This is a genomic window from Streptomyces sp. NPDC006365, from assembly GCF_042870755.1.
GTDB lineage: Bacteria > Actinomycetota > Actinomycetes > Streptomycetales > Streptomycetaceae > Streptomyces > Streptomyces xiangluensis.
On record NZ_JBIAHS010000026.1, the window covers coordinates 22,544 to 37,298 of the forward strand.

At 71.1% G+C, this 14,755-nt stretch carries 13 protein-coding genes and 1 pseudogene; 8 read left to right on the forward strand and 6 right to left on the reverse strand.

The genetic code is table 11. The features are described 5' to 3' along the window. Positions 1-186 precede the first annotated feature (186 nt). Positions 187-673, forward strand: a pseudogene (locus ACFYO0_RS41690) (transposase); the annotation flags it as partial. A 307-nt stretch (positions 674-980) separates the two neighbouring features. On the opposite strand, the gene ACFYO0_RS41695 reads toward ACFYO0_RS41690, so the two are convergent. After that, positions 981-1,751: a helix-turn-helix domain-containing protein gene (locus ACFYO0_RS41695; RefSeq protein ID WP_388686804.1), complete on the reverse strand. Its 771-nt coding sequence runs from the start codon at positions 1,749-1,751 to the stop codon at positions 981-983. Between the two features lie 57 nt (positions 1,752-1,808). After that, entirely contained in the window at positions 1,809-2,825 is a 1,017-nt protein-coding gene (locus tag ACFYO0_RS41700; protein ID WP_388686805.1) for a transcriptional regulator, read from the reverse strand. 282 nt (positions 2,826-3,107) lie between these two features. Here ACFYO0_RS41700 and ACFYO0_RS41705 point away from each other — a divergent pair, with 282 nt between their 5' ends. The 6 genes from ACFYO0_RS41705 (at position 3,108) to ACFYO0_RS41730 (ending at position 7,987) form a co-directional block, all read left to right on the forward strand. Next, complete coding sequence (locus ACFYO0_RS41705; protein WP_388686807.1) at positions 3,108-3,680, forward strand: DUF5987 family protein; 573 nt, start codon at positions 3,108-3,110, stop codon at positions 3,678-3,680. Beyond that, entirely contained in the window at positions 3,677-5,341 is a 1,665-nt protein-coding gene (locus ACFYO0_RS41710; protein ID WP_388686809.1) for an FAD-dependent oxidoreductase, read from the forward strand. The genes ACFYO0_RS41705 and ACFYO0_RS41710 overlap by 4 nt, the downstream gene beginning before the upstream one ends. 164 nt (positions 5,342-5,505) lie before the next feature. Continuing rightward, positions 5,506-5,964, forward strand: a complete 459-nt coding sequence (locus ACFYO0_RS41715; RefSeq protein WP_388686810.1) for an acyl-CoA thioesterase — start codon at positions 5,506-5,508, stop codon at positions 5,962-5,964. A 140-nt stretch (positions 5,965-6,104) separates the two neighbouring features. Next, positions 6,105-6,908 carry a TIGR03084 family metal-binding protein gene (locus ACFYO0_RS41720; RefSeq protein WP_388686812.1) on the forward strand — a complete coding sequence of 268 codons (804 nt, stop codon included), beginning with the start codon at positions 6,105-6,107 and terminating at the stop codon, positions 6,906-6,908. After that, positions 6,905-7,489 carry a prephenate dehydrogenase/arogenate dehydrogenase family protein gene (locus ACFYO0_RS41725; RefSeq protein ID WP_388686814.1) on the forward strand — a complete coding sequence of 195 codons (585 nt, stop codon included), beginning with the start codon at positions 6,905-6,907 and terminating at the stop codon, positions 7,487-7,489. Before ACFYO0_RS41720 ends, ACFYO0_RS41725 begins: the two co-directional genes overlap by 4 nt. A 219-nt stretch (positions 7,490-7,708) precedes the next feature. Continuing rightward, positions 7,709-7,987 carry a hypothetical protein gene (locus ACFYO0_RS41730; RefSeq protein ID WP_388686816.1) on the forward strand — a complete coding sequence of 93 codons (279 nt, stop codon included), beginning with the start codon at positions 7,709-7,711 and terminating at the stop codon, positions 7,985-7,987. A 233-nt stretch (positions 7,988-8,220) separates the two neighbouring features. Here the strand turns inward: ACFYO0_RS41730 and ACFYO0_RS41735 are convergent, their stop codons facing one another. The 4 genes from ACFYO0_RS41735 to ACFYO0_RS41750 all read right to left on the reverse strand — a co-directional run bounded on the left by ACFYO0_RS41735 (position 8,221) and on the right by ACFYO0_RS41750 (position 13,274). Further along, positions 8,221-9,465, reverse strand: coding sequence for an acyl-CoA dehydrogenase family protein (locus ACFYO0_RS41735; RefSeq protein WP_388686817.1), 1,245 nt, complete (start codon positions 9,463-9,465; stop codon positions 8,221-8,223). 4 nt (positions 9,466-9,469) lie between these two features. Continuing rightward, entirely contained in the window at positions 9,470-10,819 is a 1,350-nt protein-coding gene (locus ACFYO0_RS41740; RefSeq protein ID WP_388686819.1) for a condensation domain-containing protein, read from the reverse strand. Positions 10,820-11,138: 319 nt separating this feature from the next. Further along, a complete protein-coding gene (locus tag ACFYO0_RS41745) occupies positions 11,139-11,567 on the reverse strand; it encodes an SgcJ/EcaC family oxidoreductase (protein ID WP_388686821.1) in 429 nt (142 codons plus the stop codon). Between the two features lie 315 nt (positions 11,568-11,882). Then, positions 11,883-13,274 carry an extracellular solute-binding protein gene (locus ACFYO0_RS41750; RefSeq protein WP_388686823.1) on the reverse strand — a complete coding sequence of 464 codons (1,392 nt, stop codon included), beginning with the start codon at positions 13,272-13,274 and terminating at the stop codon, positions 11,883-11,885. 266 nt (positions 13,275-13,540) lie between these two features. Between ACFYO0_RS41750 and ACFYO0_RS41755 the strand changes: the two genes are divergently transcribed. Further along, complete coding sequence (locus tag ACFYO0_RS41755; protein WP_388686825.1) at positions 13,541-14,722, forward strand: acyl-CoA dehydrogenase family protein; 1,182 nt, start codon at positions 13,541-13,543, stop codon at positions 14,720-14,722. Positions 14,723-14,755 lie beyond the last annotated feature (33 nt).

Consider the following 14,755-nt stretch of genomic DNA (forward strand, 5'->3'; position numbering starts at 1 on the left):
GCGCGCCGGCTGCCGGGGCGCGGACGGGGGTTCGGACACAGGCTCTGAGCTTGTTCTTTATCTTCCGGCCTCGAATGGCGTCTCGAACTGGGTCGCTCACCTGGTGATTCGCCGGACGTGGGGGCGGCCTTCGTCTGATCCTGTGCTCCGACCAAGGTGCACGTGATCAAGACGAAGGCCGTGAGGGTGAGTCTGCTGCCTGATGCTGTCCGGAGGGAAGCGTTCGCGGAAGCGTCACGCTTTGGGGGAGAGTTCTACGAGTGTCTGACCGCCCGGCGTGACGAGTTGTTCGAGCTGGTGGACGCGGTGCTGTGTGCGGACGGTGCGGTGAAGTCCCCGGTGGACTTGACGCTGTTGCCCGAGCATCGTCGTGGGCACGGAGCGATGTACGGCGGCCTGAACCACGGTCGCATCGACATGGGTCGGCTGCGGACCATGTTGGCTGGTCTGTCGCTGCCGCGTTTCGACGGAGGGCGCCTGGTGTTGGCGGTCGATGTCTCGCCGTGGCTGCGTTCGGACGCGCCGTGCTCGGCGGAGCGGTTGTTCTGCCACGTCTATGGGCGGGCGAAGACAGCCTCGCAGTTCATTCCGGGCTGGCCCTACTCCTTCGTCGCCGTGCTGGAGCCGGGTGCCACGTCCTGGACCGCAATCCTGGACGCGGTGCGGCAACCATCGCCGAACGTAATAGCCTCAAACCTCACAAAGGTTAAACAACAAGCTGAGAGTCCGCGTCCGAACCCCCGTCGCGTGGGCGGAGGTTCGTACGCGGGCTCTCAACCGGGCGTGCACGCACCCCGGGCCCGCCGGCGCACTCCGGCAGGTCCCGGCCGAGCGTGGTCGTCTCGTACGCGGGCATGCGTACGCAGGTTTCCGTACGGGGGCTCTCGTACGCAGGCCTTCGTACGGAGGGTGTCGTACGCGGGCTTTCGTGCGGAGGGTGTCGTACGCAGATCGCGTACGCGGGTGTCGTACGCAAGCTCTCAGGCGGCGACCACCCGGCCGGCCGCGCCCGTCGGCACCGCGAGCAGCACCGGGGGGTCCCAGGGGTCCGCAGGCCGCAGCACGATGTCCACGGGCAGCGGCAGCACCCCGGCGCGCACCGTGACCGGGCCGTGCCGCCCGACGGACAGGCCGTCCCGCGTGCCGTGGCTGTCCCCGGCCCACTGGGCGATCGTGCCGTAGGGGACCGAGTGGGCCAGGACGTGCCAGTTCCCCTCGGGCACGTCCTGCAGCTCGAAGGGGCCCGGACCGTCCAGTTCGAGGAAGCGGGCGGGCCGGCCCTGGGGGATCGAGCTGGGGAAGAGCCCCACGAAGACCGGGCCGAGGGGCCGGTCGCCCGGCAGCACGAGCCGGCCGCGCAGCGCCACCCGGTCGGGCGCGTCGCACGCGTCGGCGGGGCCGGTGCCCAACTCCGCGACGTCCCCGCCCAGTTCCCGGAACCGGCTCGGCGAGACACCGACGCAGATCTTGAAGCGTGAGCTGAAGGTGCCGACGCTGCTGTACCCCACCTGGCTGCTGATGTCGGCCACGTTCAGCTCCGTGCTGAGCAGCAGGAACTTCGCCCGCTGCAGCCTGAGCGCGGACAGGAACCGCCGCGGCGACGTCCCGGTCACCTCGCTGAAGACCCGGGTGAAGTGGAACTTGCTGAACATGGCGGTGCGGGCCATGTCGTCGATGGTCAACTCCTGATCGAGATGGTGGTGCATCTCGTCGATGACCCGGCGAACGGCATCGAGAGACTTGGCAGCCATGGACCTCTCCTTCGGGATCGTGGTACGGGCCGGCGGGAACTTCCGCGCACGTGCTGCTCACATGCCGCGGGACATCTTTCGTTCGGAGAGCTCCTGGGCGAGGCGCCGCCAGGTCCCCGCGCACTTCAGGGCGAGCTCCGCGACGGTCTCGGAGTGGTGCGGGGGGATGGCCTCGATGCGCCGGCGCCAGGCCTCGTCGGTGAAGAAGTGGCCGTGCAGCCACCGGACGAAATCGCGGCCCGCTTCCGAATTGCGCAGGGACGGGTCGTCGGCGAGCATCCGCATCATGTCCATCGCGCTGCGCGTCGTCCCCGCGGGGGGTCTGGCCCACTGGGGTCGTGCTGAGGGCGCGGTCCGGGCCTGCTCCGGCACGGTGCGCTTCGCCGGGGCGGGGCTCCGGGGCGAGGACAGTGGAGGGGGAACGGGTTCCTCGCCCCGGAGCAGTCTCTGGCGGACGTCGTGAGCGGTGCCGAGCGACAGCCCGGCCTCCTGGGCGACGACCCGCAGGGGGAGTTCGGGGCTTCGGCTCATCAGCTCGGCGGCGTGCCGGCGTTCCTGGGTCCGGTCGAGGGGGTGCGCTTTTCCGTCGAGGCCGAGGCGGACGTTCGACTGCGGAAGATCCGCGGCTGAACGGCGGCGCACATCGGCCACGCTCTTGGCATCGAGTCCCGTGTACACGGCGATGCTCCGGTCGGACATGGCCGGGAAGGAAGCCAGGATGCGGCAGACGGCCGCCCTGCGGTCGGCGACCGACAGCGGCAGGCCGTGCGCGATGTTCCGGGCCACGGACTGGATGAAGGCCTCGTCGTCGCCGCCGTCGAAGAACTGGGCGTCTATGAGGTCCCGTCCGAGTATCGCGGCGGCTCTGACGCGATGCATGCCGTCGACCACGCGCATGGTCGGCCGGTGCACGAGTATCGGGGGCACTGATTCGAATACTTCGACAAGTCGGCGGACATGCACCTCGTCGATTCCGTCGAGCCGAGGTGTGTCCGCGGAGATGAGAGTGCTGATCCGCACAGGCTGCGTGAAATGTGCCGGTAATTCCGCGGCGATGCCGCCAGAGCTCTCCATTGCCGCTCCAACCAAGGTGGATATGCACTATCGGTGTGCAGGACGCGCTGCTGTAAACGACGACTTCTCCAGTCGCGCGCAGGTTCTGAGGAGATCAAGGACGGAGCCTACCGGTTGGCCTGATTTCGATAAGTGATCGAGGCGCAGATGCAACGACTCTGGCGAGTCTGCGAAATAGGGAAGCCGGTTGCTTGAACAAAGCCGTCGGTTGCTTGAACTTCGCGGTCGTCCCTAGCGTTCCTCTCGCCATCGAACGAACCGGCCCCGATGAGGGAGGCAGAGTTGACCGGGACCACCAGCGGAGACTTCGTTGCACACCGGACGCAGACGCTCGAGGCCTTCGCGGACACGATCGTGCCGGGCGAGAAGCGCCGGCCCGACGACCGGGCCGTGGCCGGTGCGGCGCCCGGCGGCGGAGCCGTCGCGGCCGGTGCCCTGGAGCTGATGCAGTGGGATGCCACCGGCATCTCCGAAGGCCTCGGCGACCTGGTGGAGCTGCTCGACGGGCACACCCGGTCCTACGCCGAGGAGCACGGGCTGACGCTCGACGCCTCCGTCCCGCCCTTCGTGGCGCTGGACTTCGCACACCGCACCGCCCTGGTGCAGCGGCTGACCGGCTCCGGGCATCCGGAGAAGGAGCTGTGGGTGATGCTCGCGCTCTTCTCCAACATGAGCTTCGACTCCGCGGCCCACCGCCACACCGCGGAAGCCCTGGCCGACGGGCATCCCGGCCTGACGGCGATGGGCATCACCCCGCCCGACGCGGACGGACTGTGGCGCTTCGGCAAGCCCGGATACGGCACGGCACTCGCCCGCCGCCACCCCGACACCACACCCTCAGGGAGTCCGGCATGAGCACCAGCACGGAACAGACCGAGGTCCTGGTGATCGGCAGCGGCTTCGGCGGGGCGATCACGGCCTACCACCTCGCCGCGGGCGGTGCGAAGGTCACCGTCCTGGAACGGGGCCCCTGGCTGGACACCGACGACTTCGAGCACGACTACAAACTCGGCTCCTCCTACACCCGGGCCTTCGACTTCGTCGTCGGCGACGGGATGAGCGTGCTCGGCGGCAACTGCGTGGGCGGCGGCAGCGTCGTGTACTTCGCGGCGATGCCCCGCGCCCCGCGGTTCGTCTTCGAGCGGCACGGCAGCATCGGCCGGCGCATGTGGCCGAAGTCGGTCAGCCGCGACACCCTCGACCCCTGGTACGACCGGGTAGCCGAGTCCATCTCCATCAGCAAGCCGGACTGGAACGAGGTCAGCTACGCCGGCGGGCTGTGGGCCGCGGCCTGCGACCACGCGGGCCGCACAGCCAACCCGCTGCCCGCGGCCGTCGACAACAGCACGTGCGTCAACTGCAACTGGATGATGGCCGGCTGCCGCTTCGACGCCAAGCAGTCGCTGCTGCTCAACTACCTGCCCGCGGCCCTCGCCCACGGCGCGGAGATCCGCCCGCTGCACGAGGTCCAGCACATCGCGCGGACCCCGGACGGCGACTACCGCGTCCACTACAACGTCGTCGACGACGAGGACTACCGCATCCACACCGGCGGCGGCACCATCGACGCGAAGATCGTCGTCATGGCCGCGGGCGCCGGCGCCACCCCCGTCATCCTGCAGCGCAGCGAACCCTCCCTGGGCACCATGCCGCATGCCGTGGGCCGCTACTTCTCCGGCAACGGCGAGCGGCTCAACACCGCCGTCATCGACGAGGAGAAGGCCGCCGAGCTGCTCGGCCTGGACCGCGGCGACGGCATCGCCTACGCCGCCAACCACATCGGCAAGGGACCGACCGTCGCCAACTGGGACCGCCTGGACGGCTCCCTGCCCGAGTACTCCCGCTACTCCCTGGAGCAGCTGTACTTCCCGCCGGGCCTGGGCACGATCCTCGCCCAGGTGCCCGACGCGACCGGGCCCGCCTGGTTCGGACCGCAGAAGAAGGAACTCCTCAAACGCTGGTCCTCCTGGCTGACGATCTTCACCATGATCGAGGACGACAACGAAGGCGTCTTCGGGCCGCCCCCGGCCACCGGCAACGCCCACCGGATCTCCCAGCAGATGCTCGGCCGGGGCAACCTCCGGTACGACCCCAGGCCCACCACCCTGGCCGCCTGGGCGCAGTCCGACGCCGAGGTCAAGGAGATCCTGGAGAAGGACGGACTCTCCAAGGTCATGCCCTGGACCAACGACGTCGTCGGCGCCTACACCGTGCACCCCCTCGCGTCGTGCCGGATCGGGGACGACCCGCACACCTCCGCCCTGGACGACCGCAACGAACTCCGCGGCCACCCGGGCATCTTCGTCACCGACGGCTCCGCCGTACCCGGTGCCCTGACCGTCAACCCGGCCATGACCATCGCGGCGCTCGCCGAGCGAGCGATCCCCGGCATCGTCGACGCGGCGCGGAGTCGCGGCGTCCAGGTCCGGTACGGGGCCCCGGCCCCCGACGGCTCCCGCAGCGCCCGCAAAGGCGTCCTGCCCCTGCTCCCCGCCCTGCGCGGCGCGAGCTCCTAGGCGACCGGCCGGGCCGGACCGTCAGCCCGGCCCGGCATCGCAATCGCACCGGAAAAGAACTGCTCCTCCTCCGGACGGCCCACAGGGGGCACCGGACAGCCCCGTCGACCCTGATGAGTTGCTTCAAAAAACCCGGCAGGGAAAAAGGCGAAAGGTGAAGAAAGATGACCGACTATTTCGAGTACCGGCACACGGTGGGTTTCGAGGAGACCAATCTCGTCGGCAACGTCTACTACGTGAATTATCTGCGCTGGCAGGGTCGGTGCCGGGAGCTTTTCCTGAAAGAGAAGGCGCCGGCGGTCCTTGCGGAGGTGCAGGACGACCTGAAGCTGTTCACGCTGAAGGTGGACTGCGAGTTCTTCGCCGAGATCACCGCTTTCGACGAGTTGTCAGTCCGGATGCGGCTGGCGGAGCTGGGGCAGACCCAGCTGGAGTTCACCTTCGACTACGTGAAGGTGTCGGCGGACGGGGCCGAGACGCTGGTCGCCCGTGGCCGGCAGCGGGTCGCCTGCATGCGCGGCCCGAACACCGCCACCGTGCCCTCCGCGATTCCCGATTCGCTCGTCCAGGCCCTCGCCCCGTACTCCACGCAGGTGCTCCCGCTCGTCGGACGCGCCGCCTGAACCGGCCTCCGGCCGGCCCACCCGTGCCCACTGGGTTGCATCGAACAACCCGGCATCCCCGGTGAGTTGCATCAAGAGACCCGTCAGTCCGGGACGGCCCTCCCGTCCGTACCCGGCTTCCACCACACAAGGAGAAGACGATGGCCACGCTGCACGACACCCTCAAGGACCTGACCGCCGACGTCGAGGACGTCGTCCGGCTGGTGGCGGACCTGGACGCCACCGCCTGGCAGACCCCGACGCCCGCCCCGGGCTGGACCGTCGCCGACCAGGTCGCCCACCTGACCTTCATCTTCCGGCTCGCGAAGACGGCCGCCGCCGACCCGCAGCTGTTCAAGAACATCGCCGCGGCCGCGGCCGACGACTTCAACGGCGCGGTCAACGCCGCCCTGGCCCAGTTCAACACCCTGCCGCCGGCGGAGCTGCTCGCCGCCTTCCAGGCCGAGGCCGACGACTGCGTCCGGGCCCTGGGCGCGGTGCCGGAGAACCAGGTCGTGCCGTGGCTGGTCAATCCGCTGCCGCCGGTCGTCCTGGCCTGCGCCGGAGTCATGGAGCTCTTCGGGCACGGCCAGGACATCGCGGACGCGCTCGGGGTACGCCGGGTGCCGACGGACCGGCTGCGGCACCTGGCCGACTTCGCCTTCCTGACCCGGGACTTCGGCTACCAGGCCCGCGGCGAGACGCCCCCGGACGGGCCCTTCCGCTTCGAGCTGACCGCGCCCTCCGGCGGGACCTGGAGCATCGGCCCGGCCGACGCCACCCAAATTGTCACAGGAGCCGCCCATGACTTCTGCCTGCTCGTGACCCGGCGCAGGCATCCTGACGACCTCGCTCTGACCGCGGTCGGCGACGATGCCCGGCACTGGCTCGGCATAGCCCAGGCGTACCGTGGGCCCGCAGGCGAGGGCAGGGCACCCGGTCAGTTCAAGAACCTGCCCGAGTGATCGGCAGCCCCGCAGCACCGAGCCAAGGATGGGAGGCGATCACGGTGGCCCGCACGGATCTGCAGCACGTCACCCTGATCGGCTGCGGCCTGATCGGCACCTCCATCGCCCTGGCGCTCAACAGCGCCGGGGTGGACGTCTCGCTCGACGACATCGACCCCGAAGCCGTGGCACGGGCCCGGAAGCTGGGCGCCGGGTCCGTGCTGTTGCCCGACTCCCCGCCGGCCGACCTCGTGGTGATCGCGACGGCCCCCCACGCAGTGGTGGACGTGCTGTATGAAGCGCAGGCGTGCGGCCGTGGCCGGGCCTACACCGATGTCGCGCCCGGGAAGCAGCGCATCTGGGAGGAGGCCCAGATGCGCGGCTGCGACCTCTGGGGCTACCTTCCCGGGCGCCCGCTCGTAGCGAAGCCGGCGGACATGCCCGCCGATCCCAGCGCGGACCACTTCGCCGGCCGGCCCTGGCTCCTCTTCCCGTACCCCTTGGTGGAACCGGACGCCCTCGACGCGGTCGACCGCCTGATCACCCTGTGCCGTGCCCAGCGCACCGACATGTCTCTTGAGGCAGAGCCCGTCGCCTGACCCGGCGCCTGCGCCCGAACCCCCGTCCACGCCCCCGGGCGGACGGGGGGCCGGGGGCAGGCGCCGAGGTACGTGCACCACTCCGGCGGCCGGGCGTGAGCACGACGAAAGATGCCCGCATCGTGTGACGGGCGGCACCGTTGACGCAGTGCCGCAGGCCGCCGCGCAGTCCGGCGGCCTGCGGCGACCAGTACGGGTGGGAGGCCGACCGTGGGACAGGTGCTCGATACTCCACCGATACACGTCGACAGCGCGCCGGACGCGGACACGCCGGTTCCCGACCGGCCCGGCGGGCGCACGGCCTGCCGCCCAAAAGCAGCTGCCGCGTTCACCTACAGCCCGTCCGGAGCGCGCGAGTCCGCCGAAGCCCTCGTGCGGCTCCTGGTGTCGGCCGTCACCCAGGAGCCGGAGCCGCTGCCCGGGGAGGAGTTCCCGGACGGGGCGTGCGGGCCCGGCTGCATCGCCCTCAGCGGGCCGAGACGGGACCGCGGCGGCTGACGTCCGGCGAGGACCGGGGCAGGGGCGAGGGGCTGAGGCCCCCGCCCCCCGACGTACCCCCACCCCATCCACGTACCACCGCTCCTCGACGTACCACCGCCCCGGGCACCCGGCATGCCCCCGCCCCACCCCCACGTACCACTGCCCCCGACATGCCACCGCACCGGCACCCGTACGGATGCCGGTGCGGCCGGGGCCTTCGCGAGGTCGCCCCCTGTCTGCTGCTCCCCGGGTCAGCCGGACTGCGCGTTCATCAGGCGCAGCTGGGCGTACCCGCGGTTGGCCACGGTGGTGAGCAGCACGGCGGAGCTCACGTGCGTGCGCCCGGTGGACAGGTCCCGCCAGACCCGTTCGAGGCGCTCCCCCTCCCGTGCGGACGTGCTGCCGGCCGTCGGCTGGATGATCTCGTCGACGGCCCGCCAGGCCAGCTGGGTGGCCTCCCGGCACAGCAGCGCGATCCGCACGTCCTCCTCCGCGGTGAACGCCTCGGGCGGCTGCTCGGACAGCTCGTGCCAGCGCCGCGCCGCGGCACCCACCAGGGCCTCGGCGGCGTCGATCATGCTGCTGGCCTGCCCGTACCAGAGCTGGTAGTCGGGATCCTCGGCCCGGGGCGGGAACGGCGGCAGGATCGTCGTACGGGAGAACATCAGCTCTGTGTACGCGTCGAGCGCGCCCTGGCACATGCCGACCGCGATGTGTGCGCCCTCCAGCGCCATCGAGCTGGCCGGGGCACCGCCGTACTGCGGGTGCTCGTGCAGCGCGCGGCCCGGGGTGCCGCCGGTCACCGAGATCTCCTCGAAGTTGACCTCCAGGCCGAAGTGGCCGGGGATGCGCCCGCCGGAGATCCGGATGCTGTGCGAACCGCTGCCCTTGAGGCCGATCTGCCCGCCCCAGTCGTCGAGCATCTCCCACTGGTCGCGCGGCGCGATGAACAGCAGCTGGCGGGGCGGTTCCCCCTCGCCTCCGGCGATCATGGCGTTGCCGATCAGGTGGGTCGCGTACGGTGCGCCGGAGCAGTACTTCCACTCGCCGTTCAGGATCCAGGAGCCGTCCGCGGCCTGCTCGGCCGTCCCGAACGGGGCGTTGACGAGGGGCGCGATGAAGTCGCCGCCGCGGAAGATCTCGGCCTGCGCCTCCTCCTCGAACATGGTGGCGGCGAACAGCGAGTGCGCGGCGCCCAGGCAGTACATCCAGCCGGTCGACGGGCAGGCGCGGCAGAGGATCTTCACGACCTCCAGGAAGGTGTCGAAGCCGAACTCGAAGCCGCCGTAACGCCTGGGCACCGTGATGCGGTAGAGCCCCGCGTCCCGGAACGCCCGGTGGGTGTCCTCGGCGTAGTAGGTCCGTTCCTCGGTCTCGCGCTGGCGGGAGATCAGGGTGGCGGCGACGGCCCGGGCCCGCTCGATGAGCACGGCCGGGGTGACGTCGGGCTCGAACGGCGCGGCCGTGGCCTGCGCGGGGGTCTCGGTGAGGGTCATCGCGTCACGCCCCGATCGCCGCGTCGGGGGCGGCCACCATCTCGCCGACCACACCGAGGAATCCGGCGACCTGCTCGTCGACCTCGGCCCGGTCGAACAGGTGGCGGCTGAAGCTGAGCCCGCCGACCACCTCGGTGTTGCTGAGGTGCATCGACCAGATCATGCCGTCGGGGGTCTCGGACCCCATGGGCTGCGGGACGACCCGCCGCCAGATCGCCGAGTACTCCAGGTCGCCGACCTTCTCGGCCTGCATCGAGTACGGCGGCTGGACGGCCTGGAACAGGGTCGGTGCCGTGTCGGGGCCGACCGAGTTCATCAGCTCGGGCGCCACGGCGAGGACCTGCATCAGCGGCAGCTCGTGGGAGAAGGCACCGACGCACGCCGTCCTGGTGCGGGCGACGACCTCGCGGAAGGTCCCGCAGCCGCTCACGTCCACACGCAGCGGCACGAAGTTGAAGAACGACCCGACCGTGGACCGGAAGCCGTGCCGGCGGCCCGGCGCGAAGGTGGGGACCACGAGGTCGGTCTGCCCGGTGCGCCGGTTCACGTACACGGCGAACGCCGCGAGCAGCACCATGAACGGGGAGCTGCGCGTCGCCCGGGCCAGCCGGGACACCTCCGCGCTCAGCTCGGCGTCGGTGGTGAAGCGGTGGTAACTCGTCGCCGGGCTCTCGTCGTTGCGGCGGGTCGGCGCCACCAGGACCCGGGCGCCGCGCAGGGTCTCACGCCAGTAGGCCTGGGCGGCGGCCACCGACGGCCCGGAGGCGTCCTCCTGCTGCGCCACGATGTAGTCGCGGTACTGGGTCGCCTCCGGCAGCCGCGGCTCGTCCCCGGCCGCGCGGGCCGCGTAGCACTGCGCCAGGTCCTGCATGATCACCTGGAGCGACCAGACGTCCGCGGCGCTGTGGTGCGTGGCCAGCACCAGCACCGCGTCCTCGTCGTCGAAGCGGCCGAGCACCGCACGCAGCAGCGGCACCTCGTGGATCGGGAACGGCCGGGTCTCCGCCTCGATCATGAGCTCTTCGGCGCGCCGCTCGCGGTCCGGGCCCGGTGCCTCGTCCAGCTCGACAAGCAGCAGCTCGGGCTGCCCGGCGGGCACCACGCTCTGCGTGCCGCCGCCGTTCTCCAGGTGCAGCACCGTACGCAGCGCCTCGTGCCGCTCGACCACGTCGGCGAGCGCCAGGCGCAGCGCCAGTACGTTCACCCGGCCGTGCAGCCGCCACCCGCCGACCTCGACGTAGTGCGGCCCGAACGGCCCCGCCTCGTAGCCCTGGGCGAACATGGCGAGGAATTGCTGCTGCAGTGAGAGCGCCGTGGTGGTCGGTGCCTGCTGAGCTTCCGGATAGGTGGTCATGCGTGATCTCTCCTCGGTGGAGGCTGAGAGCCTGTGTCTGGACCCCCTTGTCTGCCCGTTGCGCAGACGGGGGTTCAGACGCAGGCTCTGACGCCGGCGTGGTGGAGGGCAGCGGGCACCGGGCGTCGTGCCGACGCCGGCGCGGTGGCCGCGCTCGAGTGTCGGCAGCGCCGGAAGACCGCCGCATCTTCGTGGTTGCCGCCCGTTTCCGGTGCGCGGAGCCTGTGGCAGCACCCCCGTCACCCCCCCCCGCCACCCGCACTCCGGGCGGGCGACGGGGGTTCGGGCACAGGCTTTTACGGGCGGTACGGGACGCTGCTCAGCCGGTGTGACGCGGACTGTTCTGGTAGGCGGCGAGCTGCCACCGGCCGTCCTGCTTCACGACCAGCCAGGAGGCGTGCACGGCCCGCTCGGGGGACGGCTCGTCCTGACCCGGCGTCAGAATGCCGCCGCGCGTGACCAGGATCCCGGCCTCCGCGCTGAGGAAGCGGATGTCGACGGGGGTGCCGGTGACGCGCGTGCCCTTGTACGGGCCGGCGAAGGCCGCCGCGGCGAAGGCGCGGATGGCGTCACGGCCCTTCTCGAAGAAGCCGGGAAGGATCAGGGTCCCGTCGGCGGTGAACACCTCGGCGAACGCGTCGGCGTCGTAGGACGCCCAGGCCTCGACGATGCGCTGGGGCACCGCAGCGACCGCGGCCTTGTCCGCGTCGGTGACCGCAACATCCGAGAGGGTGCTCTGGGTACTCATGTCTTCTCCATCGCAGGGTGGGAAGCAGGTGGGAAATCGCAGGGTGAGTCATCGCGGGCCGGGACATCGCGGGGTGGGAAGGGGCCGCGGCCGTCGCCGGTCGCCGCCGGCCGCGCTTCCGGTACGCCGCGGCCGCGGGGGTGACCAGGTGGTTCACACCGTCACACTCCGGGTGTGTTCCGGCATCTTGCGGATTGCGCAGACGGTGTCGGTGGCAGGGGGCTGACGCAGAGGGCTGTACACGGAGGGCTGGCCGCAGGGGCTGACGCGGAGGGCCGTACGCGGAGGGCCGTACGCGGAGGCCGGCGGAGGCGTTCAGGCGCCGAGCCGGATCCGCTCGCCCTCCATCTGCGGCAGCCGCTGCGGCGCGTGGCCGTCGGCGCCGGAGTCCGACTCCACCTGCCGCGCGTACTCGTCGAGCAGCTGCCGGGCCTGGTCGTTCGCCCGGCTGAACCGCGCGGTCAGATCCTCACCGCCGACCAGAACATCGTGCATGGCCTGCGTGCCCGCGCCCTGGACGGGCAGGAAGTTGCCCAGCACCGCCCCGCGCGTGGCAGGGGAGTCGGGGCTCGTCCGGAGCTGGTCGATCGCGGCCCGGCAGTGCGGATTCCGGTCGAACCAGCCCTCCTCGGTGAGCAGGTCGATCGAGGACTCGGTGGTGGGGACGAACGTCCGCTCGTGGTCGTAGACGGCGGTCGCGTTCCGCGGGTTGTTCATGAACTGCAGGAAGGCCAGCGCGCCGTCGCGGGTCGCCTCGTCCAGCCCGGAGCGCAGCCAGAGCGACTCACCGGCGATGAGGTTCCCCGCGTACCCGGCCCGTTCGTTGTACGGCATCGCGCCGGCCTGCACGCGGAAGCCGGCCTTGCGGGCCGCCCGCACGATGGGCCCGGCCTCGACGGAGGTGCTGACCAGCATCGCCGCGTCGCCGTCGGCGAACGCCTGCATGCAGCCCCACCAGTCCGACGACTTGCCGGTGTAGAGGTAGTGGCCCGCCCGGTACAGGTCCCGCCACCAGGTCGCGTAGGCCAGCATCTCGGGCGACAGGTAGTCGACCTTCCCGCTCCGGCCCGACCTGCCGTTGTCGTGGTCGGAGAACAGGCCGCCCTGCTGCGCCACGGACTGCTGGAAGAGCCAGCCGAAGTTGGGCCAGGTGATGCCGGCGCGGCGGGCGCCGTCCCGTCCGGCCAGGGCGGCACACGCCGCCTCCACCTCCGCCCAGGTGCGCGGCGGTTCGGCGATCCCGGCGGCGTTCAGCGCGTCGATGTTGGAGAACAGCAGCACGGTGGAGGTGTTGCGCGGCATCGAGCTCAGGTCGCCGTCGAGCGTGAAGTACGCCCGCATGTTGGACACGACGTTGTCGAGGACCACGGGCTCGCCGAGGATCTCCGTCCGCCCGCCCACCGCCTCGGTCACCGAGGTGAACAGCGGCTGCCCGTCCCGGTCGCGTACGTCCTGGGCCTCCTGGACGTAGGTGTACTGGTACGAGGCGAGGTGCGGCGCGTTCCCCGTACGGGCGGCCCGCGCCACCTCCCGGGGAAACCGCCCCACGTTGACGGCGTCGACGACGACCCGGTACCGCGGGTGCCTGCGGTTGAACTCCTCCGCCTGCCTCCGGATCGGGTCGACGAGCTGCTGCCACATCGGCCAGCGATTGAGCCAGACGTTGATCGTGAGCTTCTCGGCTGCTTGGTGCATCAGTCTGCCCATCTCAGGTCGGTACCGGCTTCCTGGGCAGTTCATGCTCCGCGCCGCCCTCGCCGGGCGCATCTCCATGCGTGCTCCGGAGCCCGCGTACCGGCCGCATCTCCACGCGTGCTCCAGGCGCAGGCCCGCACCTCCCGTCCGCGCCCCGGCGCCGGTACGCACGGGAAACAGCAGCTCGGAAGATGCGGCGCGGTGATCCCGGCTGCCATCGTCCTCACGACGTCGCCCTGACTCCGTCCTCAGGGCGCGCCCCGACTCAAGGAGAGCCGATGGAAACCGTCACCATGCTGTCGCGGACCGAACTGCTGCGGCGCGCAGCCGAGCTCGGCCCTGTACTGCGGTCCAACTCCCAGGCGTCGGAGCAGCGCAGGCAGCTCAACGCCGAGACGCTCGAAGCGCTGGGCGGATCCGGTCTGCTGCGCATGCGGGTGCCGCGCAGTCATGGCGGCTACGAGTCCGACATGCGCACCGTCTCCGAGGTCCTCGCCGAGCTGGCGCGCGGCGACGGCTCCGCCGCCTGGACCGCTTCGGTGTGGATGATCAGCAGCTGGATGGTCGGCCTCTTCCCCGAGTCCGTCCGCGACGAGGTGTTCGCCGACCCAGACGTACGGATCAGCGGCATCCTCAGCCCCGGCGCCATGGCCGCCCCGGCGGACGGCGGCTACCTGGTCAACGGCAAGTGGTCGTTCAACACCGGTGCCCAGCAGAGCACGTGGAACGTGAACGCCGCCGTCCGGCCCACCCCGGACGGGCAGCACGAGCCCGTCATGGTGCTGATGCCGATGAGCGACCTGAAGGTGATCGACGACTGGCACACCTCCGGCATGTGCGCCTCCGGCAGCGTCACGACTGTCGCCGAGAACGTCTTCGTACCGGCCGAGCGGGTGCTGCCGATCGGCCCGGTGATCGGCGGTGCGCACCCGGGGCAGCAGAACCCCGACGCGACCATGTGGCGGGCCCCGTTCATGCCGATCGCCTGCGCCACCGTCGGCGCGGCCGCGTACGGCCTCGCGGTCGCCGCCCGGGACGCGTTCATGGAGCGGCTGCCCGGAGCCAAGATCACCTACACCGACTACACGGAGCAGAGCGCCGCGCCGCTGACCCATCTGCAGCTGGCGCAGGCGGAGATCGCGATCGCGGAGGCCGAGTTCCACCTGCTGCGCACCGCCGACCTGATCGACACAAAGGCGTCGTCCGGCGAGCAGTGGAGCCTCGAAGAGCGCGCCCGTGCCCGGCTCGACCTGGGCGCCGTCTGCCTGCGCGTCAAGGAGGCCGTGGACGTGCTGGCCAGTGCCAGCGGCGGCTCCTCGCTGTACTCCAGCGCGCCGATCCAGCGCATCGAGCGCGACATCAAGGCGCTCAACCTGCACGCGATCATGCACCCCGACACCAACTTCGAGCTGTACGGGCGCCTCGCCTGCGGCCTGCCGGCCAACACCCAGTACCTCTGATCCGTATTCCTCTGCACCCCTCTGAACCCGCCT